This is a genomic window from Actinoallomurus sp. NPDC052274 (genome assembly GCF_040679475.1).
Taxonomy (GTDB): Bacteria; Actinomycetota; Actinomycetes; order Streptosporangiales; family Streptosporangiaceae; genus Actinoallomurus; species Actinoallomurus liliacearum.
Genome location: NZ_JBFAUT010000011.1, coordinates 71,067 through 91,634, shown reverse-complemented (window position 1 = coordinate 91,634; position 20,568 = coordinate 71,067). Strand labels below are relative to the sequence as shown.

The window sequence follows — 20,568 nt, the reverse complement described above, 5'->3', positions numbered from 1 at the left end:
AATGAAGAGGGCGATCCTCACCATCGTCGGGACCGTCGCCGGGCTGGTCCTGCTGCTGAGTTTCAAGACGCATCAGGCCTCGAACAGTGGCGCCGCCGGGGCCGCGGCGGGCACGGGGTCGGGCACGGACAGCGGCGCGGCGGCGCCGGCGCCGAGCGCGAGCAGCGGCGAGAGCACCGGCACCGGAAGCGGGACCGGCAAGACGACCAGGTCCACGACCCGGACCGTCACCGGGAACACCATCGACACCCGCTGGGGCCCCGTCCAGGTACAGGTCACTCTCAAGGACGGGAAGATCACCAAGGTCCAGGCGGTCCAGCTGCCGAGCGAGAACCCCCGCGACCGGGAGATCAACGACTTCGCCGTGCCGCAGCTCGACCAGGAGACCCTGTCGGCGCAGAGCGCGCGGATCGACGCGGTCTCCGGCGCCACCTACACCAGCGAGGGCTACATCCAGTCGCTGCAGAGCGCGCTCGACAAGGCCGGCAAATGACGGCCCTGCGGCACGCCGAGCCCTGCATGGGAACGGTCTTCTCCTTCGACCTGCGCGAGCCGTACCCCGGCGACGGCGCGCTCGAAGAGGTCATCGCCTGGCTGCACTGGGTCGACGCGACCTTCTCGACGTACCGGCCGGAGAGCGACATCAGCCGGCTGGCGCGCGGTGAGGTGGAGGTGGGCGACTGCGCGCCCGAGGTCGGGGAGATCCTCGCCCTGTGCGACCGGCTCACCGAGGCCACCGACGGCTGCTTCAGCGCCTACGCCGGCGGCGCGCTCGACCCCTCCGGCGTGGTCAAGGGCTGGGCGATCGAACGCGCCGGGAGCATGCTGCGCGCGGCCGGCTCGCTGAACCACCACGTCAACGGGGGCGGCGACCTCCAGTTGTCCGGGGGGCCCGAGCCGGGCCGGCCGTGGCGGGTGGGCATCGCCGATCCGCTGCGCCCCGGCACGGTGGCCACGGTCGTCGCCGGGCGCGACATGGCCGTGGCGACCTCCGGAACCGCCGAACGCGGCGCGCACATCCTCGACCCGCGCACCGGACGGCCCGCGGCCGCCCTCGCCGCGGTGACCGTCGTCGGGCCGAGTGTCACCCTCGCCGACGCCTACGCGACCGCGGCCTTCGTGATGGGGGAGGCCGCCCGCGACTGGATCGAGGGCATGACCGGATACGAGGCGTACGGCATCGGGCTCGACGGGCGGGCCTGGGCCACCGCAGGGCTGCGCGCCGACGCCCCCGGTCAGCCCTCGACCAGGTCCGGCAGGTCGACCATGTCCACGAGGTCGGCGATCGAGTCCGCGACCCGCTGCGGGCGGAAGGGGTAACGCTCGATCTCGCCTCGGGCGGTCACCCCGGTCAGTACCAGGATCGTGTACAGACCGGCCTCCATGCCGGACACCACGTCGGTGTCCATGCGGTCACCGATCATCGCGGTGCTCTCGCTGTGCCCGCCGACGGTGTTGAGGGCGTTGCGCATCATCAGGGGGTTCGGCTTGCCGACGAAGTAGGGCTCCACTCCGGTGGCCTTGGTGATCAGCGCGGCGACCGCGCCGGTGGCCGGCAGCGCGCCCTCGGTGGAGGGGCCGATGGGGTCGGGGTTCGTGGCGATGAACCGCGCGCCCTTGTTGACCAGGCGGATCGCGGTCGTGATCGCCGTGAAGCTGTACGTCCGGGTCTCGCCCAGGACGACGTAGTCGGGGTCCAGGTCGGTCAGGACGTAGCCGATCTCGTGCAGGGCGGTCGTCAGGCCGGCCTCGCCCAGGACGTACGCCGAGCCGCCCGGGCGCTGGTCGTCGAGGAACTGCGCGGTGGCCAGCGCGGACGTGTAGATCGACTCGATGGGCACGTCGAGCCCGGCCGCCCGGAGCCGGACGTGCAGGTCCCTCGGGGTGTAGATCGAGTTGTTGGTCAGCACGAGGAACGGCTTGCCGGCCTCCTTGAGCCGGGTGAGGAACTCCTTGGCCCCCGGCACGGGCTGGCCCTCGTGCACCAGCACGCCGTCCATGTCCGTCAACCAGGTGTTGATCGGCTTGCGCTCAGTCATGCGACCAAATATCCCGCATCGCCGTGGCCGTTATCCAGCCGGGACCACCCCGGCGGGTGACCCCTCGGAGTCGTGGGGGTGTCCGGCCGCCGACCTGGCGTTCCTTCAGCGGCGGAGGCGGTTGATCACGCGGTCGAGGCCGCTGGGCGGCGGCCGGCGGAACGGCGCGGCCAGACGCGTCCGGCTGGTGCGGCCGCGCAGCGTCACGGCGCTGCCGAGCCGCCAGTGCGCGGCCTCGGACTGGTCGGCGGCCGCGACGACCGCGGCCGACGCGAGCAGCCGGTCGGGCGCCGCCGTCTTGGCGAGGTCGCTGAGCCGCGCGGCCTCGTTGACCGGATCCCCGACCACGGTGTACTCCAGGCGCTGCTCCGCGCCGATGTGCCCGGCGACGACCTGCCCGGCCGACACGCCGATCCCGGCGACCAGCTGGGGGAGCTCCTCCCGCAGCCGCCACGAGAGCTCACGGGCCGCGGCCAGGGCCTGGCCCGCCGGGTCCTCGAGCCGCTCGGGCGCGCCGAAGACGGCCAGGGCCGCATCCCCCTGGAACTTGTTGATCAGACCGCCGTGCCCGGCCACGACCTCGACGACGACGCCGAAGTAGGCGTTCAGCAGGGCGACGACCTCGCCGGGCGGCCGCGTCGCGGCCAGGTGCGTCGAGCCCTGGAGATCGACGAAGAAGACGGCGGCGTCGCAGGTCTCGCCGCCCAGGACGACGCCGTGTTCCAGCGCGTGGCGGGCGACGTCCTCCCCGACGTGCCGGCCGAACAGATCCCGCAGCCGCTCGTTCTCCCGCAGCCCCGCCGCCATGTGGTTGAACCCGGCCTGCAGCCGGCCAAGCTCGCTCGCGTCATAGACCGGGACCGACGCCCGCAGGTCACCGCGCTCGATCCGCGCCAGCCCCTCCCGTACGGAGCGGACCGGGTCGGCGATCGCCCGGGCGGCGAAGTAGGTCACCTGGAACCCCACCAGCAGGGCGACGCCGCCGAGCACCAGGATCGTGACGGCCAGCTGGGTGAGGGACATGCCGTCGACGACCAGCGCCGCCACCGCGGCGGCGACGAGGCCCAGGACGGGTACCCCGCTGCCGAGGGCCCACGCGAGCATGGTGCGCGGCGTGATGCCGAACCACGCGTCGTACTGCGCCGGGCCCGCCGCCATCACCACCGCCGCGATGGGCCGCAGCAGGCGCTCGGTGAGCAGGTACACGATCGCGCAGGTGGTGACCCCGCCGAGCACCGTGATCATGCCGACCTTCAGGGCGAGCAGATCGGAGTAGGGCGCGTCGATCACGGCCCAGCCGACCGCGCCCAGGCCCCACAACGTGCCCTGCATCGCCATCAGCCGCAGGGGGCCGCGCAGCACGCCGCGCCGCTCCTCCTCCGTGGGATCGTGCTCGTGGCGGGCGAAGGTGCGCACCGGGCGGAACAGCCACATCCCCCAGGTGACGCCGATCGGCGCGCCGAACAGGAGGTAGGCGCAGAAGACCAGGAGGTTGACGAGCCGGACGTGCGCGGGGTCGGCGATCCCCGGCGGGTCCGGCATCACGAACGTCGAGAAGAGCAGGACGAACAGCGCGCCGGCGAGGTTCGCGCCGCCGACCGCCACCATGAGCAGCCACCGCGCACGGCGTTCGAGCATCGCGCGCGAGGCGCCCGGCGGCCCGTCCAGCCGACCGTGCAGCCCCTTCTTCGTCACCGCCCTGGCGGCCACCGCCCGACTGCCTCCTCCGCGCATCTGTGGAAGACCAGTGTGACTGATCGTCCGGAGAACTCGCACGGGGGAGGGCGGGAGCCCCCGGCGGACGGCCTCGTGGCACGGTAGGGGGATGACCGTGATCGGGAGGATGGGGCTCGGGCTGGCCGCCCTCGGGCGACCGGCGTACATCAACCTCGGCCGCGAGGTGGCGCTGCCCGCCCAACGTACGGTGGAGGCGATGCGGGACGCCGCCTGGCAGGTGCTGGACGCCGCGTACGACGAGGGGATCCGCTGGGTCGACGCCGCCCGCTCGTACGGGCTGGCCGAGGAGTTCCTGGCCGGCTGGCTGGACGAGCGGGGGCACCGGGACGTCACCGTCTCCAGCAAGTGGGGATACGCCTACGTCGGGGAGTGGCGTCTGGACGCGGACGTCCACGAGGTCAAGGAGCACTCCCTGCCGAGGTTCCGGGACCAGTCGGCGCGGACGCGGGAGCTGCTCGGCGACCGCCTGGCGGTCTACCAGATCCACTCCCTCATGGCGGACGGCCCGGTGTTCGCCGACGCCGCCCTGCAGCGGGCGCTGGCCGACCTCGCGGCCGAGGGCGTACGGGTCGGCTTCTCCACGTCCGGGCCGGCCCAGGCCGAGACGGTACGGCGCGCGCTCGACCTCGAGGCCGACGGGCGACCCCTGTTCACGGCCGTGCAGTCGACCTGGAACGTCCTGGAGCCCTCGGTGGGCGACGCGCTCGCCGAGGCCCACACCCGTGGTCTCCACGTTCTCGTCAAGGAGGGGATGGCCAACGGTCGGCTCGCGGTCGAGCCGCCCGCGGCGCTACGGAAGATCGCCGCGGCGCACGGGGTCGGGACGGACGCGGTCGCGCTCGCCGCCGTGCTCGCCCGGCCCTGGGCGGACACCGTGCTGACCGGCGCGGTGAGCGTCCCGCAGCTGAGGTCCAACCTCGCGGCCGCGCGCGTCTCGCTGAGCGCCGACGACCGCGCCGCGCTGGACACGCTCGCCACCCCGCCGGAGGAGTACTGGAGACACCGCGCCGCCCTCGCCTGGACATGACGCGGTATCGCTCCAAACTGAGTACGAGATCCACCTATATCGGCGAACATGGCTATTGACGCCATGATCGCTATCCGCGACAGTCGTGACACTTGGAGCGAGGAGCAAGTTCACGAAGCGGGACGAAAGGCTCGGTGTATGGGTGGATCCGACGTCAGGGGCGCGATCCTGGCGCTGATGGCGACCCTCATCTACTACCTGGGCTTCATCGTCTTCCGAGTGGCGGCGGGCCGCATGCCCGAACTCCGCGGTACCCGTCCGATCCGCCTCCTGCGGTACACCTACACCGACTGGCTGTGGCTGTCCGGCCTGGTGATCGTGCTGGCCGGCGTGGCCACGCAGGTCAAGGCGCTGACGATGCTCCCGCTGAGCCTCGCCCAGCCGATCTTCGCCGCCAGTCTCCTGTTCATCCTCTTCTACGCCGGTGTCTTCTTCGGCGAGCGGCTGACCGGCCGCGAGTGGGCCAGCGTGGGCCTGTTCGGCCTCGCGACCGCGATGGTCGGAGCGTCGAACGGCCGGCACGAGGTGCTGACCAGCGCGGTCGCCGGGCCGCTCACCCTGGCCGCCGTCGTCGTCCCCGGCGTCCTGGTGGGGGTGGCGGTCCTCGTCGGCGGTGACATCCGGACGTTCGGCCGGCACGCGCGGCCGCTGGCCGGCATCGCGTACGGCATCGGCTCCGGCGTCAGCCTCGGTGTCTCCGAGCTCGCCCTCAAGGGGGTGGCCGCCATCTACAACACGCACGGGCTCGCGGCCGCCGCCTACGGCTCGCCGTACCCGTACGTCGCGGTCGGGATGGCGGCGCTCGGCCTGGCCCAGCTGCAGATCGGTCTGCAGCGCTGCCGGATGTCGATCGTCGTGGCCGTGCTCACCGTGATCGCCAAGACCCAGCTCGTCATTCTCGGCGCGCTGCTGTACAAGGAGCCGTGGCCGTCCGACCGCCTGCTGGTGGCGCTCCGGATCGGGGCGTTCGTCATGGCGGGTGCGGCGCTGGTGCTGTTCCCCCGGCACGAGGCCGTGGAGGAGCGTCCCGGCGCCGCGCTGGTTGCCTCCGCGCGCGAGCGCGCATAGGAGAGATTAACCGGACAGCCCCTAGCCTGACTTAATGGGTCAAAAGCCGCGTTTGTCATCTGATGTACTTCGGCGTGCGTCTAACGGGGCAGGGACTCGCGCGGCGCGCCGCGCGACAGAACGATGAGGTGGAATGGCCGACAACGACGCTGAGGACGTGACGCCGGAGAAGGCGTCGCCGAAGGCGCCGGACTCCAAGGGCCCGGCGGACGACGCGCCGGCCGCGGAGACGCGACGGGGCGAGAAGGGCGAGCCGGGCGATGAGCCGGCCGAGAAGAAGCCGGTGCCGTCGGAGGCCGCCGAGAAGGACCCCGAAAAGGGACCCGCCGAGGACGTCTCCTCGGCGGCCGACGGTCCCGACGAGGCGCCCGCGGGTGACGTGCCCGCCGAGAAGGCGCCGGCGGCGGCTGCGGTCAAGCCCGCCGGCCGCCGGGGACGGGTCCTGCGCTGGGTCGCGGTCGGGGTCGTGGTGGCGCTCCTCGCGGCGGGCGGCACGGCGTTCGGCCTGTACGAGAAGCTGCAGGGCAACATCCAGAAAGAGCACGTCGACCAGCAGCAGTTGGGCACGAAACGCCCGCCGAAGCTGAACAAGTCGATGAACATCCTGCTGCTCGGCTCGGACTCCCGGGACGGGGAGAACCACCAGTACTGGTCGCCGGACATCAGCGGGGAGCGCTCGGACACGACGATCCTGCTCCACCTGTCGCCGAACCGGGACCGCGCGGTCGCGATCAGCTTCCCCCGGGACTCCATGGTGCACGTCCCGGAGTGCAAGAAGAAGAAAGGCGGCACGGTGCCCGCCTTCTTCGGCATGCTCAACGCCGCGTTCGCCTACGCCGGGGCGACCTGCACCTGGAAGATGATCGAGGCGGACACCGACATCCACATCGACCACTACGTCAAGATCGACTTCGCCGGGTTCAAGCGGGTGGTCGACGCGCTGGGCGGGGTGGAGATCTGCGTGCCGCAGGCGGTCAACGACCCGCGCGCCGACCTGTCCCTGAAGGCCGGCCGTCAGGTCGTGAAGGGCAACGACGCGCTGGGGTACGTCCGGACGCGCTACGGCCTCGGCGACGGGTCGGACCTGGAGCGCATCCAGCGGCAGCAGAAGTTCATGGCCTCGGTGGTCAAGAAGGCCACGAGCGAGGACATGCTGACCGACCCGACGCGGGCGTACCGGTTCCTGAACGCCGCCACCAAGTCGATCGCCACCGACGACGAGTTCAGCGTCTCCGCGATGAAGAAGCTGGCCACGAGCCTCAAGGGGATCAGCGCGGGCACCGTGCGGTTCGTCACCGTGCCGACGCAGACCTATCCCAAGGACCCGAACCGGGTGCAGTGGGACATGTCCCAGGCGGGTCCGCTGTTCGAGGCCATCCGCAAGGACGACGACCTGCCCGCGCCGAAGCCGGAGCCGTCCAAGCCGGCGGCGCCCACGCCCGACCAGGTCAAGGTCACCGCGGTGAACGCGCCGAAGAAGGTAGTACGGGACCTGAAGGCTCAGGGCTTCCACGTCAAGGCGGCGAAGGGCCCGGCGCAGCCGCAGACCAGGATCCTCTACGGGCCGGGGGCCGAACGCTTCGCCGACGCCCTGGCGGTCGCCGTTCCCGGCGTGGTCATCGCCGCCGACAACGCGGTCGCGCCCGGCACCGTCTCGCTGGTCGTCGGCCCCGAGGGCGTGCCGGTGAAGGCGCCGGACATCCCGAAGGTCAACGGGGAGATCAACGCGGCGCAGAATCCGTGTCAGTGAGGACGGCCTCGTTGGGCCGGGGACCGGAGCGGAGGCCCGCCCACAGTCCCCGGCCCAGGTCCCGTACGAGCGCCGCCCGGTCGGCGGAGCCCGCGAGCGTACGGGCCCAGCGGCGGGCCGTCGCGCCGGCGTAGAGCAGGCGTTCCCCCGGGCCGAGGCAGCGGCTGCGGGTGAAGAGCCAGACCTTGTTGCGGACCTCGTGGAAGAACCGCCGCCCCGGGTCGAAGGCGGGGGAGGCGGTCTTGTGCACGGCCACGCTGTCCCGGCACAGCAGGCCGGTACGCCCGCGCAGCAGCCGCAGGGTGAACTCGAAGTCGTCGTTCCACAGGAAGTAGTCGGCGATCGGCAGCCCGCGCTCCCGTACGGCCTCGGCGTCGACGAGCACCGACACGAACGACGCCGAGCGGATCCGGGCACAGCCGGGGACGGGCGACGGCCGCGACCGGGGGGTGTTCATCGGATGGTCGCGGCCGTTGGTCCAGACGACGCGGCCGGCGACGAGCGCGGGGGGCCGCCCGCCGCCGTCCTGTCCCCGGTCGCGCGCCGCCAGGAGGGCGGCCAGCGCCTCCGGTTCGGGCACGGTGTCGTCGTCGAGCAGCCAGAGCGCGTCCGCTCCGAGGCTCAGGGCGTGGGCGATGCCCGTGGCGAAGCCGCCGGCGCCGCCGGTGTTGCGGGGGAGCGTGAGCAGGCGGGCGGCCGGGAACCGCTCGCGGACCAGTCGCGGAGTGCCGTCCGCGGAGGCGTTGTCGACGACCACGATCGTGTCCGGCGGGCGCGTCTGCCGCTCGAGGGCGGTCAACGCCTCGGTCAGGAGATCTCGTCGGTCGTGTGTGACAACCACGGCGGCAATTTGGGCGTCTTTCAGCTGACACCTCACGAATCGCCGGGTCAGTAGGAGTAAAGCCGCGCGCATGAAGCTCGCAAAAGTAGCATAGGATGCATTCCGCCCCACTGGCCTCATCGCCTCCCCTTCCGGAGCGAGACGGACGCATGGCCGAACCCTTCGCGCTTCTCCTCACCGTCTACGGCGGGGACCGGGCGGACCACGTGCGGGAGGCGTTCCACAGCTCGGTGGACGCCCAGACGCGCCGACCCGACCAGGTGATCCTCGTCCAGGACGGACCGGTCTCGGCCGTACTCGCCGACTGCCTGGCCCGGCTGACCGAGGAGAGCCCCGTGCCGGTGACATTCCTCCCGCTGGAGCACAACGGCGGCCTGGGCCTCGCCCTCGACGCCGGGCTGGCGGCCAGCCGGTACGACGTCGTGGCCCGCATGGACGCCGACGACATCGCCATGCCGCACCGCTTCGCGGTGCAGTTGCCGGTGATCGAACGGGGCGCCGACCTGGTCGGCGCGGGAATGCTGGAATTCGGGACGGGCCGGGAGGACATTGTGGGGAGCCGCACGCCGGTCTCCGACCCGGAGCACATCGCCCGGTACGCCCGGCTGCACGATCCGTTCAACCACCCGACGATCGTGTACCGGCGCACCGCCGTCCTGGCCGCCGGCGGCTACGGCGACATGCCGCTGATGGAGGACTACTGGCTGTTCGTGCGGATGATCGCGAACGGGGCCGAGGTCGTCAACCTGCCCGAGCCGCTCGTGTACTACCGCGTGGGCGAGGGCGCGTACGAACGTCGTGGCGGGCTGACGCTGCTGCGGGCCGAGCTGCGCCTGCAGGGCGAGCTGCGGCGCAGCGGCTTCACGACTCTCGCCCAGTACCTGCGCAACGTCGGCGTCCGCGGCGCGTACCGGCTGACGCCGTCGTGGATCCGCCGGCCGATGTACCGGCGGTTCGTCGCCCCCCGCGGTGCGGGGGCCCGGACGCCGGTGGAGGAGACGAGTGAACGCTGACCTGGTGGTCGCCGGCGCCGGCCTGTTCGGGTTGACCGTCGCCGAGCGCTGCGCCCGCGAGCTCGGCCTCCGGGTGCTGGTCGTCGAGCGCCGCGACCACATCGGCGGCAACGCCTACAGCGAGACCGAGCCGTCCACCGGCATCGAGGTCCACCGGTACGGCGCGCACCTGTTCCACACCTCGAACGAGCGGGTCTGGGAGTACGTCAACCGGTTCACCGCCTTCACCGACTACCGGCACCGGGTCTTCACGGTCTTCAAGAACCGCGTGTACCCGATGCCGGTCAACCTGGGCACCATCTGCGAGTTCTTCGGCCGGGTGATGTCCCCCGACGAGGCCCGCGCGCTGATCGCCGGGCAGGCCGCCGAGATCACCGACCCCGCCAACCTGGAGGAGAAGGCGATCTCGCTCATCGGGCGGCCGCTGTACGAGGCGTTCATCCGGGGCTACACCGCGAAGCAGTGGCAGACCGACCCCCGGGAGCTGCCGGCGGGGATCATCACGCGGCTGCCGGTGCGCTACACCTTCGACAACCGCTACTTCGCCGACCGCTACGAGGGCCTGCCGGTGGACGGCTACACCGCCTGGCTGGAGCGCATGGCCGACCACCCGAGGATCGAGGTCCGGCTCGGCGCGGACTTCTTCGACCTGGACGCCGTCGGCAACGTCCCGGTCGTCTACACCGGCCCGCTCGACCGCTACTTCGGCCACCGCGAGGGCGTGCTCGGCTGGCGCACCCTGGACTTCGAGCTGGAGGTCCTGCCGACCGGGGACTTCCAGGGCACGCCGGTGATGAACTACGCCGACGAGGACGTCCCGTACACGCGCGTTCACGAGTTCCGGCACTTCCACCCGGAGCGGGAGTACCCGGGAGACCGAACCGTGATCATGCATGAGTACTCTCGGTTCGCCGGGCCCGCCGACGAGCCGTACTACCCGATCGACACGCCCGCCGACCGCGCGATGCTGGACCGCTACCGCGAACTGGCCCGCGCCGAGAAGGACGTGCTGTTCGGCGGTCGTCTCGGCACCTACAAGTACCTGGACATGCACATGGCCATCGCGTCCGCGCTGACCATGTTCGAGAACCGGCTGCGGCCGCGTTTCACCGGAGGCACGGAATGAGGGTGCTGCAGCGCGTCGTGCTGCCCATCCAACGCGACCCGGACGTCGTCGGCCTGTACGTCGACGGCCGCGTCGTCTGGGGCCGGGAGAAGGCCGGCGAGGACGGCGCCACGACGCGGCGGACCACGGCACGGACCGGCTCCGAGGCCAGGATCACCGGCCGGCGGGGCCTCGTCGTGCCCGCCGGCAGGCGCGTGTCGTTCTGCACCTACTTCAACGCCTTCCCGGCGAGCTACTGGCGGCGGTGGAGCGTGGTCGACACCATCACGCTGCGGCTCCGGCTGCGCGGCGACGCCATCGTGAACGTCCACCGTTCCACGGGCAAGGGCCTCACCCAGCGGGTCACGCGGCTGGACGTCGACGCGAGCACCACCGTCGCCCGCGAGGTCGAGCTGTCGCTGAAACCGTTCATCGACGGCGGCTGGTACTGGTTCGACATCGTCGCCGGCGACCGCGAGGCCGTCCTGGACGGCGCGGAGTGGTGCGCCGACACCGACCGGCCGCGGGGCAGCGCGAGCATCGGCATCACGACGTTCAACCGGCCGGACTTCTGCGTCGAGCAGCTCGTCGCGATGGGCGAGGCGAGCGACGTGCTCGAGGTCGTCGACGAGATCTTCGTCGTCGACCAGGGCACCGACCGGGTCGAGGACCACCCGGACTTCGCGGCCGCCGCCGAGTCGCTGGGCGACCGGCTGCGCCTCATCGACCAGGGCAACATCGGCGGGTCCGGCGGGTTCGCCCGGGCGATGAACGAGACCCTGGACGCCGGGCGCAGCGACTACGTGCTGCTCCTCGACGACGACGTGACCGTCGAGCCGGAGGGCATCCTGCGCGCGGTGACCTTCGCCGACCTGGCCCGGACCCCGACCATCGTCGGCGGCCACATGCTGGACATCTTTCACCGGTCCGTGCTGCACGTCTTCGGCGAGACGATCGCGCGCTACCGCTGGTGGATGACGCCGGCCGCGCACACCCACCTGGGGCACGACCTGGCCGCGCACCCGCTGCGCCACACGCCCTGGCTGCACCGGCGGGTCGACGTGGACTACAACGCCTGGTGGATGTGCCTCATCCCGGTCGACGTGGTGCGCAAGGTCGGGCTGTCGCTGCCGTTCTTCATCAAGTGGGACGACATCGAGTACGGCATCCGCGCCGAGAAGGCGGGGTACCCGACCGTGTCGCTGCCGGGCGCGGCGGTCTGGCACGTGCCGTGGCATTCCAAGGACGACACGCTCGACTGGCAGGCCTACTTCACCGAGCGGAACCGCATCATCACCGCGCTCATGTACTCGCCGTACAAGCGGGGCGGCAACATGCTCAAGGAGAGCCTGTTCATCACCACCAAGCACGCCCTGGCGATGCAGTACTCCACGGCCGAGCTGATGCTGCTCGCCATCGAGGACGCGCTGCGCGGTCCCGAGCACCTGCACGAGTCGATGACCACGAAGCTCGCCGAGCTGCGGGCGCTGCGCGCCGCGTTCCCGGACGCGCTGGCCAAGCCGGACGTCGACGAGTTCCCCAAGGTCCAGCGGCGCAGGCCCCCCCGGCGCGGCCGTGAGCCGGCGCCGCCCGAAGGGCGCAAGGCGATGGTGCGGGCGGCGCTCGGCGGAGTGCTCCGGCACTCCCGGCCGGTCGACTCCTATCCCAAGGCGCACCCCGAGGTGGCCGTGCCGCACGTCGACCAGGCATGGTGGCTGCTGTCACGGTACGACAGCGCCCTGGTCACCTCGGCCGACGGCACGAAGGCCGCCTGGTACCAACGGGACCCGGCGCGGTTCCGCTCGCTGCTGCAGCGCGCCACGGCGCTGCACGCGCGGCTGGCGTACGAGTGGCCGGAGCTGAGCCGCCGCTACCGCGCGGCCGTCCCCGAGCTCACCTCGCCCGAGCGCTGGCGCGAGACGTTCGAGGCGGCCCGGCCGGAGGAGCGATGACGGCTCCGCCGCTGACCGCCCCGGGCAGCGGCGGCGGTCTGCTCGAGGTCGCCCGCCGCAGGTACCTGCTGCGGCTGCTGGTGCGCCGGGAGCTGCGCAGCCGCTACCAGGGCTCCCTGCTCGGGCTCGGCTGGTCCTACGTCCGTCCCGCCGTCAACTTCGCGGTCTACTTCTTCGTCGTCGGCATCTTCCTGAAGATGAGCAAGTCCATCCCCGGGTACCCGGTGTTCCTGTTCTCCGGGATGGTGCTGGTCAGCTTCTTCACCGAGACGCTGATCACCAGCACGTGGTCCGTCATCGGGAACGCGCCGCTCGTGCAGAAGATCTACCTGCCGCGCGAGATGTTCCCGGCCTCGTCCACGCTGGTCTCGGCCGTGCACATGCTGCCCGGCATGGCGATCCTGTGGGGCGGCGCGCTGCTCGGCGGCTGGCGGCCCTCCACGCTCGCGGTCGGGTCGATGGCGCTCGGGCTCGCGATCGTGGCCGTGCTCGGCCTGGCGTTCGGCCTGCTGTTCGCCGGGATCAACGTGTTCTTCCGCGACTTCGGGCAGGTCGTCGACATCCTCAACATCGTCATCCCGTGGACCACCCCGATGATCTATCCGTGGACGGCCGTGCAGGAGTCGGCGGGGAACGGCCTCGGCCTGCAGATCTACCTCGCCAATCCGCTCGGGACGGCGACGCTGCTGTTCCAGCGGGCGTTCTGGTGGCCCGCCAACCCACGCCAGGCGCACCTGCCCGACGGCACCCCGACCTTCCCGGACGGCAGGCACGCGTTCCCCGACCACCTGACCGTACGAGGGCTGGCGAGCCTCCTCGCCGCCGTCGTGCTGCTGGGGCTGGCCCAGATGGTCTTCCACCGCCTGCAGCGGCGGTTCGCCCAGGAGCTCTAGTTGGAATCGATCGTCGTCGACGGCGTGACGAAGCGCTTCACGCTGCGCCACGCGCACTCGATCAAGGAGATGACCGTACGCGCCGCGCGGCGCCAGAGCCTGTCGCAGCGGTTCACCGCACTCGACGAGGTGTCGGTGTCCGTCGAGCAGGGCGAGTCGCTCGCCCTGATGGGGCTCAACGGATCGGGCAAGAGCACACTGCTCAAGCTGATCTCCGGCGTCATGCAGCCCGACCGCGGCTCGGTCGGGGTCCGCGGCCGGGTCGCGGGCCTGATCGAGGTCGGCGCCGGCCTGCACCCCGACCTGACCGGCAGGGAGAACATCTTCCTCAATGCCGCGATCCTCGGCATGACCAAGGCGGAGACCCAGGCCAAGTACGACGAGATCGTCGCGTTCTCCGAGATCGAGAAGTTCCTCGACACGCAGGTGAAGTTCTACTCCTCCGGCATGTTCATGCGGCTGGGCTTCTCCGTCGCCGTCCACACCGATCCCGACATCTTCCTCGTCGACGAGGTGCTGGCCGTCGGCGACCCGCCGTTCCAGAAGAAGTGCCTCGAGCGCATTGAGGAGCTGGCCGACGAGGGACGCACGCTCGTCATCGTCTCCCACGACATGGGCACGCTCGAGAAGGTCTGCGGGCGGGGTGTCGTGCTGCGCGAGGGCCGGGTCGCGTTCGAGGGCGAGATCACCGAGGCCGTCGACCTCCTCAACCCGCCGGACGGTCCCCTTGACGCCGCCCGCCGGCAGCGGGGCCGCGAGGAGGCCAGGCTCGCCGCCGCCACGCTCAAGGCGGAGAAGGCCGCGGCCGCCGAGACGGCCGAGGTGATCGACGAGATCATGCCCGACGCCACGGCCCTGCCCGACCCGCAGGCGACGCTCGAGCACGCCCTGTCCCTCGCCGAGGGCCGGGAGGGAATGGCGCTGGAGTTCGGCGTCTTCTCCGGCCGTACGCTGCGGACCATCACCGCCGCCCGCGACGGCAAGAACGTCTTCGGCTTCGACTCCTTCGAGGGGCTCCCGGAGGACTGGCGGGAGGGCTTCCCGGCCGGCACGTTCGCGGTCGAGAAGCCCCCGGAGGTGCTCGGCGCCGAACTGGTCGTCGGACTGTTCGAGGACACCCTCCCCGGATTCCTCGACGAGCACCCCGAGCCGGTCGCCTTCCTCCACGTCGACGCCGACCTGTACTCCTCGACGCGGACCGTCCTGCGCCACGTCGGACCGCGTCTGCGGCCCGGCAGCGTCATCGTCTTCGACGAGTTCTTCGGCTATCCGGGCTGGCGCGAGCACGAGTACCGCGCCTGGACGGAGCACGTCGAGCGGACCGGCCTGCGGTTCCGCTATGAGGCCTACACGCGCGGCAACGAGCAGGTCGTCGTACGGATAACGGAGCGATGACCCCGATGGACGGCTCCACCAGGGACGAGGCCGAGGACGCGGAGGTCGCCGCGACCGGCGCCGCGCCCAAGAGCGGCGAGGCTCAGACCGGCGAGGCTCAGAGCGGCGGGGCTCAGGGCGGCGGGACCGTCCGTCGGCGGGACCGGCCGGGAGGACGGCTCCGCGAGCTCGACCTGCTGCGCTTCGTGGCCGCCGCCGCCGTCATGCTGCACCACTTCACCGGGGTGCCCGCGCCGGAGTGGCCCGGCGGGAGCGCCCGGAAGGTCTTCCCCGGCCTCGGCGAGGTGACGCGGTGGGGCTTCCTCGGAGTCGAGCTGTTCTTCCTGATCAGCGGGTTCGTCATCCTGATGAGCGCCTGGGACCGCCGCGTGGGCGACTTCGCCGTGTCCCGGTTCACCCGGCTGTTCCCGGCCTACTGGGTGAGCGTCTGCCTCTCCCTCGCCGCGTACCTCGCCTTCCGGTCCTACGTCCCCTTCGGGCCGAACACCGACGGGCCCATCATGCGGTTCCTGCCGAACCTGACGATGCTCCAGGAAGGCATCGGGTCGCAGCGCATGGAGGTCGTCTACTGGACCCTCTACGTCGAGCTGCACTTCTACGCGCTCATCGCGCTGCTCGTCTGGCGGGGTATCACCTACAGCCGGGTCGTCGCGTTCATGACCGGCTGGCTCCTGCTCAGCGTGTTCGCGATGGAGGCCGACTTCGGCTTCGTCAAGGTGCTGCTGCTCTGGCGGTACGCGCCCTTCTTCGTCGCCGGCATGGGGTTCTTCCTCGTCTACCGGTACGGCGGCAACCTCATCGTCTGGCTGCTCATCGCGGCGAGTTGGGCGCTCGGCTGCTACTACGACCTCAAGTACCAGTTCCCCGACTTCATCGTGCCGGGCGTCTCGGAGTACGTCATCCCGGCCGGCGTCACGTTGGTCTTCGCCGTCATGGCGCTCGTCGCCACGCACCGGCTGGCGTGGCTGCGCTGGCGCGGCCTCACGCTGCTGGGGATGCTCACCTATCCGCTCTACCTGGTGCACCAGACGATCGCGCGGACGCTCGTCCCGCGGCTGTACCCGCACATGAGCAGATGGGCCGTGCTCGTCGTACTGATCGCCGTGGCGCTGACCTCGGCCTACCTGATCTACCGGCTGGTCGAGGCCCCCGCACAGCACCGGCTCCGCGCCCGGCTGAAGCTCGCGCTGGCGCAGATCCGGCGGAACGGCCTCCCCGCGCCGGCCGGAGACGCCGACCGTGACGCGACGGCGCGGCCGGCGGGGGACGGTGCCGAGGCGGCGTCGTCCTGAGCGCGGGTCAGCGGGCGGGCGCCAGATCGATCGCGTCGATCTCCGCGCTGCAGGTCTGCCGGCTGAACCGGATCGTGTTCCGGCCGGCGTTCAGCCACACGTCGATCGCGTTGATGGTCCACTGGTCCCAGCCGTACGGGCGGTAGAGCAGCCGTCCCTGCGGCCGGCCGTTGACCGAGAGCGTCTGGCCGCACGGGGCGTCCATGCCGTCGGCGGCGCGCACGTACATCCGGTAGCGCCCGCCGCTCGGCAGCGGCAGCGCGAACTCCAGGTAGCTCTCCGGGGCGGCCAGGTACCCGGCCTTGCCGTTGCCCGACGCCCGTGTCGTGGTCAGCCGCTCCCCGTCGTTGATCGTGGTGTACGCCGGCGCCTCCGCCTCCCAGCGCGTCATCGGGACGCCGGTCAGCGCCGCGTACCACCGCGCCGCCATCTTGGAGTAGCCCCCGTCGGTCGGATGGATCCCGTCGGCGGACAGGTCGGCCTTGGTGAGCGCCGCGTGCATGTCGACGAGGTGGACGTGCCGGCCCTGAGCGGCCCGCGCGGAGACGATCCCCGGGATCGCCGCGTTGTACCGGCGGGCGAGCCGGTCGCCGGCCGGGGCGGCCAGCGGCACGATCGTGGCGACGTACACCTGGGCGTTCGGCAGCGTCGCGGTGATGAGGTCCACCAGCGCCGCGAGCCGCGCCGGAGCCTGGGGCAGCGCGCTGCGCTGGATGACGTCGTTCGTGCCGATGTGCAGGAGGATGACGTCGGGGCGGTACACGCGCAGCCACTCCCGTACGCGCACGGTGAGCTGGTGGATCCGCCACCCGGGATGGCCCTCCTCGTTGCGGTCGCCGAGCTGCGGGGGACCGGTCGCCCGTGACCCCACGAAGTCGGCCGACCTGCCGTCGGCCGTCAGGTACTGCCACAGGTCGGTGCGGTAACCGCCGAGCGTCTGCAGCCCGTCGGTGATCGAGTCGCCGAGCGGCATGATCCGTAGCGGCGGCCGGGGCGTCGCGACCGGAGCGGGACGGCGGGGCTCCGTCGTGGCACGGGATCTCGCCTCCACGCACGCCGTCGCCGTGACGAGCAGACACGCGCTCGCCACGGCCGCCACGGCGGTCCGGAGGCGGCCGGTCACGACCGTGCGGCCCGCATCGGCGTCGCGAACCTCACGGCAACGGCCTCCGCCACAGTGTCGGCTGCTCGCCCTTGTGATCGGCGCTGACCCCGACGGCGAGCAGGTCGCCGCCCAGCGGTGTCATCCCGGTGAGCCACTGGTCACCCCGCTCGGACAGGCCGGTGCCCTGGGGCGTCTGCGCGGTCCACGAGCGCCCGTCGCGGGAGGTCCACAGCACGACGTCCGAGCGTCCCAGCCGCCCCCCGGCGCCGGTCACGACGAAGCCCCGGGGGGTCGCGGTCGCGGCGGTGACGATCGAGTTACGGTCGCTGGAGTCCGGACCGTCCGGGCCGGCGGCCGGCAGCCGGACCTCCTGCCAGGAGGCGCCGCCGTCGGGGGAGACGAACGCGAACGCCCTCCGGCCGGAGGTCGTCGCGGCGGATCCGGTGGCGACGACCACGTTGCCCACGGCGGCGACCTTGTCGAACCACGCCTCCAGCGCGCCGGACGGCAGCGGCACCTGGTGCAGCGTCCACTTCTTCCCGTCCGTCGACGTCCAGGCGGCCGGCCTGCCCCTCGGGCCGTCCTTGACCGCCGGATCGTTCAGCCCGCCGACCGCGACGTAGCCGAACGAGCCGCCGACCGCTCCGCGCATCCAGCGATTGGCCTGCTGGTCGCCGGTGAGGTCCGGACCCGCGCCCCGATCCCAGGTCTTGAGATCGGTCGAATGCCAGGTCCCCGCCGAGGAGCCGTACTCGCCGACGATCACGTAGCCGGCCGGCCCGACCGTCGCCGCGTACGTGGCGACGTGGTCGGCGTCCCCGGGCTCGAACGCCTTCCCGCCGTCGACCGCCCGCCACGTCGTGCCGTCCTCGGAGGCGACGATCAGCGGGCGCGTCGTGTCGAACCCGACGGAGAGCCAGCCCGCGTTGCCCGACACCACGCTGATGAGGCGCTGCTTGCCCGGCCGGGCGAGCGCCTGGCCGGCCGCCTGTCCCCGGCTCCAGCGCCGGCCGTCGGCCGACGTCCAGACCGCGGCGTCACCGTTCGTGCTGCCCACCGCGACGCTGAGCCGGGAACCCGTCGCGACCGCCGTCAACGCCTGATCCGGCTGGACCGCTCCGGCGATCCGGGTGGGATCGACGGCGATCTCCTGCCCCTGGGCGTCGCGGACTGAGAGGACCGCGTCGGCGTCCTTGGCACCGGCCTCGCGACCGGCGACGATGGTCGCGCCCGCCGTGACCGCCATGCCCTGGATCGAGACGCTCGACGGCGTCGGCACCTCCCCGGCGTTCTGCCAGGCCCGTCCGTCCGGGCTGCGCGCCAGCAGCACCTTCCGGTCGCCGCCGATGAGGGCGGCCACGCCGTTGTCGAATCCGGCGAACCGCTGCAGACCGCCGTAGCCGGGCAGATGGATCTCCCCGGCGGTCTGCCACTGCTTACCGTCGGCGGACGTCATGATCACGCCGTACCGCTCCGACTTGGAACTGCCGTTCCGGCCGGCGACGAAGCCCCGCGACGTCGCCCCGATGGCGATGCCCGGCCCGGCGGTGCCCTTCGGGTGCGGGACGTCGACCGACTCCCAGTTCCGGCCGCCGTCGGCGGACCGCCACACGGCGTCCTTGACGACCCGGCCCTTGCCGTCGGTCGTCCACCCGTAGACGATCGCGGTGTTCCCCACGGTGGCGACGTCGACGAGGGACAGTGGACCGCCGGACAGTGACATCTTGAGCTGGTCGTTGCCCAGCCGCTCCCAGTTCCGGCCGTCCGCGGACAGCCAGACGACCGGCACCGCGTCGCTGTAGTCGCCCTTCTGCGAGGTCTCACCGATGGCGACGAAGCCGCTCGCGGTCCGCGCGACCCGGGCGATCCGGTCCCGGCCGAAGGACGCGCCCGCCGTGTCCGGCTGGCGGACCCAGGTGCTGCCGTCCTTGCTCGTCCACACGGCAGTCCCGGTGTGCGAGCCGCCGAGGGCGACCCAGCCGCCGCCCGATCCGGCGATCGCCCGTGGGACGTCGCCGTACGCGGGCTCGGCGCCGTCGGTCGTGCGCAGCCCGGCGAGGCGGAAGGAGCGCCCGCCGTCGGTCGAGTAGAGGAACTCGGCCCGGTAGTCCGCGGTGTCGGCCTCGCCGCCGATGGCGACCACCGTCGAACCCGACGACGCGACCCCGAGCAGCTCCTGATCCCGCCCGTCCGTGCCGGCCGCCGGGTCGGGGGCGAAGATACGGCCCGCGAGCTGGGCCGCCGGTGTCTTCGGCGCGGAGCCCTTGTCCGTGCCGGTGAGGACGTACACGCCACCGGCGACCAGCCCGGCGACCACCACGCCCCCGACGCCGATCAGGATCGGCCGCAGCGGTACCCGGCGACCCGTCCGGCCGGGCGTCTCCGTACGCCACGGCTCATCGAACGTGACGGACCGGTGCTCGCCGGACGTCCGCGGATCGCGCTCGGGGGCACCGGGCGGTCGTGGGGTCGACCGGGGGGCCATCGCGGACGGCGGCAGATCCAGCGCGGTCGACTCGCCCGGGCCGTAGGCGGGGAAGCGCGGCTCGGGCGGTTCCTGCCCGCCCGGTCCGTACGGAGGCGAGGGAGGCGCGGGCACGGCGGGGGAGGGCTCGACGGCCGGGTCCCACACCGGCTGCGGCGGGATCCGCCACGGATCGTCCGCCGGCTCCCACTCCTGTGTCTCCGGCGGCTGCTGCGGTATGTCGTCCTGCGGCTCCACCGGTGCCTCCGGCGCGGAGCCCTGGGGAGAAGGCGGGCCGAAGTCCAGAGGTTCGTCCGCCGGTGCCTCCGGCGGGGCGTCCTGGGGAGGCCGGCCGAAGTGCAGGGGCTCTTCCTGCGGCGGCGCGTACGGCGGCTGCGGCTGCTGCGCCGGGGCGTACGGCTCCTGCGGCGGGTGCGGCGGGGCGTACGGCTCCTGGGGCGGCTGCGGTGGCGCGTACGGCGGCGAACCGGGCAGGCCCTGCGGCGGAGCGCCGTACGGGGGCGCGGGAGGCACGGCCCAGGGCGGCAGCGGCGGCTGGGCCGGATCCGGCCCCCAGGCCGGAGGCGGCGGGGGAGGAGGCGACCACTGATCGTCGGACGGAGGCTCTTTGTTCGGATCGTCGTCCGGCGGCTTCTGCCCGGCCACGCGCACCCTTTCCGTCCATCGCCGCGAGGGCGACCCCCACCCGACCTCCACGCAGAGTGTCGTGGCCAGATCTTATCGGGGCAAAGTGGTCATGGCGGTCCCGTTTGTCCCCGGTGTCCTGCTCCAACGACCGGTCGAGTCGTGAAAGTCGCGAACGCTGGTGGAATCGACCGGTCGATTCTCCGGTGAGTCCGATCGCTGTCTGTGTTGTGTGGAGAGCG

At 72.2% G+C, this 20,568-nt stretch carries 16 protein-coding genes; 11 read left to right on the top strand and 5 right to left on the bottom strand.

The window, feature by feature from the left end:
* Nucleotide 1 precedes the first annotated feature (1 nt).
* Nucleotides 2–493 (top strand): FMN-binding protein, encoded by a 492-nt coding sequence (locus tag AB0K82_RS12655; RefSeq protein WP_364395885.1) that lies wholly within the window; start codon nucleotides 2–4, stop codon nucleotides 491–493.
* Complete coding sequence (locus AB0K82_RS12650) at nucleotides 490–1,320, top strand: FAD:protein FMN transferase (protein WP_364395883.1); 831 nt, start codon at nucleotides 490–492, stop codon at nucleotides 1,318–1,320. The genes AB0K82_RS12655 and AB0K82_RS12650 overlap by 4 nt, the downstream gene beginning before the upstream one ends.
* Here the strand turns inward: AB0K82_RS12650 and AB0K82_RS12645 are convergent.
* On the bottom strand, nucleotides 1,236–2,039 hold the full coding sequence (locus tag AB0K82_RS12645) for an HAD-IIA family hydrolase (protein ID WP_364395881.1): 804 nt from the start codon (nucleotides 2,037–2,039) through the stop codon (nucleotides 1,236–1,238). The two genes, AB0K82_RS12650 and AB0K82_RS12645, sit on opposite strands and share 85 nt — an antisense overlap.
* 105 nt (nucleotides 2,040–2,144) lie before the next feature.
* The gene (locus AB0K82_RS12640; RefSeq protein WP_364395879.1) at nucleotides 2,145–3,749 is read right to left on the bottom strand and encodes an adenylate/guanylate cyclase domain-containing protein; all 1,605 of its coding nucleotides are present in this window, start codon (nucleotides 3,747–3,749) and stop codon (nucleotides 2,145–2,147) included.
* Nucleotides 3,750–3,864: 115 nt separating this feature from the next.
* Here AB0K82_RS12640 and AB0K82_RS12635 point away from each other — a divergent pair, with 115 nt between their 5' ends.
* The 3 genes from AB0K82_RS12635 to AB0K82_RS12625 all read left to right on the top strand — a co-directional run bounded on the left by AB0K82_RS12635 (nucleotide 3,865) and on the right by AB0K82_RS12625 (nucleotide 7,621).
* Entirely contained in the window at nucleotides 3,865–4,803 is a 939-nt protein-coding gene (locus AB0K82_RS12635; RefSeq protein ID WP_364395877.1) for an aldo/keto reductase, read from the top strand.
* A 138-nt stretch (nucleotides 4,804–4,941) separates the two neighbouring features.
* A complete protein-coding gene (locus AB0K82_RS12630; protein WP_364395875.1) occupies nucleotides 4,942–5,871 on the top strand; it encodes a hypothetical protein in 930 nt (309 codons plus the stop codon).
* A 133-nt stretch (nucleotides 5,872–6,004) separates the two neighbouring features.
* Nucleotides 6,005–7,621, top strand: a complete 1,617-nt coding sequence (locus tag AB0K82_RS12625) for an LCP family protein (protein WP_364395873.1) — start codon at nucleotides 6,005–6,007, stop codon at nucleotides 7,619–7,621.
* Here the strand turns inward: AB0K82_RS12625 and AB0K82_RS12620 are convergent.
* A complete protein-coding gene (locus tag AB0K82_RS12620; RefSeq protein ID WP_364395871.1) occupies nucleotides 7,593–8,462 on the bottom strand; it encodes a glycosyltransferase in 870 nt (289 codons plus the stop codon). The genes AB0K82_RS12625 and AB0K82_RS12620 overlap by 29 nt on opposite strands.
* Before the next feature lie 149 nt (nucleotides 8,463–8,611).
* Here AB0K82_RS12620 and AB0K82_RS12615 point away from each other — a divergent pair, with 149 nt between their 5' ends.
* From AB0K82_RS12615 to AB0K82_RS12590, 6 genes are read left to right on the top strand one after another with little or no spacing between them, the layout of a single operon-like run.
* Nucleotides 8,612–9,475 (top strand): glycosyltransferase, encoded by an 864-nt coding sequence (locus tag AB0K82_RS12615; RefSeq protein WP_364395869.1) that lies wholly within the window; start codon nucleotides 8,612–8,614, stop codon nucleotides 9,473–9,475.
* Nucleotides 9,465–10,601: a UDP-galactopyranose mutase gene (glf, locus tag AB0K82_RS12610; RefSeq protein ID WP_364395867.1), complete on the top strand. Its 1,137-nt coding sequence runs from the start codon at nucleotides 9,465–9,467 to the stop codon at nucleotides 10,599–10,601. The genes AB0K82_RS12615 and glf overlap by 11 nt, the downstream gene beginning before the upstream one ends.
* Nucleotides 10,598–12,532: a glycosyltransferase gene (locus AB0K82_RS12605; protein ID WP_364395865.1), complete on the top strand. Its 1,935-nt coding sequence runs from the start codon at nucleotides 10,598–10,600 to the stop codon at nucleotides 12,530–12,532. The genes glf and AB0K82_RS12605 overlap by 4 nt, the downstream gene beginning before the upstream one ends.
* Nucleotides 12,529–13,425: an ABC transporter permease gene (locus AB0K82_RS12600; RefSeq protein WP_364395863.1), complete on the top strand. Its 897-nt coding sequence runs from the start codon at nucleotides 12,529–12,531 to the stop codon at nucleotides 13,423–13,425. The genes AB0K82_RS12605 and AB0K82_RS12600 overlap by 4 nt, the downstream gene beginning before the upstream one ends.
* Nucleotides 13,426–14,820 (top strand): ATP-binding cassette domain-containing protein, encoded by a 1,395-nt coding sequence (locus AB0K82_RS12595; protein WP_364395862.1) that lies wholly within the window; start codon nucleotides 13,426–13,428, stop codon nucleotides 14,818–14,820.
* Nucleotides 14,817–16,112 carry an acyltransferase gene (locus tag AB0K82_RS12590; RefSeq protein WP_364395860.1) on the top strand — a complete coding sequence of 432 codons (1,296 nt, stop codon included), beginning with the start codon at nucleotides 14,817–14,819 and terminating at the stop codon, nucleotides 16,110–16,112. Before AB0K82_RS12595 ends, AB0K82_RS12590 begins: the two co-directional genes overlap by 4 nt.
* Nucleotides 16,113–16,119: 7 nt before the next feature.
* Here the strand turns inward: AB0K82_RS12590 and AB0K82_RS12585 are convergent, their stop codons facing one another.
* Both AB0K82_RS12585 and AB0K82_RS12580 read right to left on the bottom strand, forming a co-directional pair.
* Nucleotides 16,120–17,235: a GDSL-type esterase/lipase family protein gene (locus AB0K82_RS12585; protein WP_364395858.1), complete on the bottom strand. Its 1,116-nt coding sequence runs from the start codon at nucleotides 17,233–17,235 to the stop codon at nucleotides 16,120–16,122.
* A gap of 31 nt (nucleotides 17,236–17,266) precedes the next feature.
* Nucleotides 17,267–20,347, bottom strand: coding sequence for a hypothetical protein (locus tag AB0K82_RS12580; RefSeq protein ID WP_364395856.1), 3,081 nt, complete (start codon nucleotides 20,345–20,347; stop codon nucleotides 17,267–17,269).
* Between the last annotated feature and the right edge of the window lie 221 nt (nucleotides 20,348–20,568).

Excerpts from the sequence above, each read along its gene's own strand:
- AB0K82_RS12590 (WP_364395860.1), top strand. The coding sequence starts at position 14,817 with ATGACCCCGATGGACGGCTCCACCAGGGACGAGGCCGAGGACGCGGAG.
- AB0K82_RS12650 (WP_364395883.1), top strand. The coding sequence starts at position 490 with ATGACGGCCCTGCGGCACGCCGAGCCCTGCATGGGAACGGTCTTCTCC.
- AB0K82_RS12655 (WP_364395885.1), top strand. The coding sequence starts at position 2 with ATGAAGAGGGCGATCCTCACCATCGTCGGGACCGTCGCCGGGCTGGTC.
- AB0K82_RS12605 (WP_364395865.1), top strand. The coding sequence starts at position 10,598 with ATGAGGGTGCTGCAGCGCGTCGTGCTGCCCATCCAACGCGACCCGGAC.
- AB0K82_RS12625 (WP_364395873.1), top strand. The coding sequence starts at position 6,005 with ATGGCCGACAACGACGCTGAGGACGTGACGCCGGAGAAGGCGTCGCCG.
- AB0K82_RS12645 (WP_364395881.1), bottom strand. The coding sequence starts at position 2,039 with ATGACTGAGCGCAAGCCGATCAACACCTGGTTGACGGACATGGACGGC.
- AB0K82_RS12615 (WP_364395869.1), top strand. The coding sequence starts at position 8,612 with ATGGCCGAACCCTTCGCGCTTCTCCTCACCGTCTACGGCGGGGACCGG.
- AB0K82_RS12630 (WP_364395875.1), top strand. The coding sequence starts at position 4,942 with ATGGGTGGATCCGACGTCAGGGGCGCGATCCTGGCGCTGATGGCGACC.
- AB0K82_RS12635 (WP_364395877.1), top strand. The coding sequence starts at position 3,865 with ATGACCGTGATCGGGAGGATGGGGCTCGGGCTGGCCGCCCTCGGGCGA.
- AB0K82_RS12600 (WP_364395863.1), top strand. The coding sequence starts at position 12,529 with ATGACGGCTCCGCCGCTGACCGCCCCGGGCAGCGGCGGCGGTCTGCTC.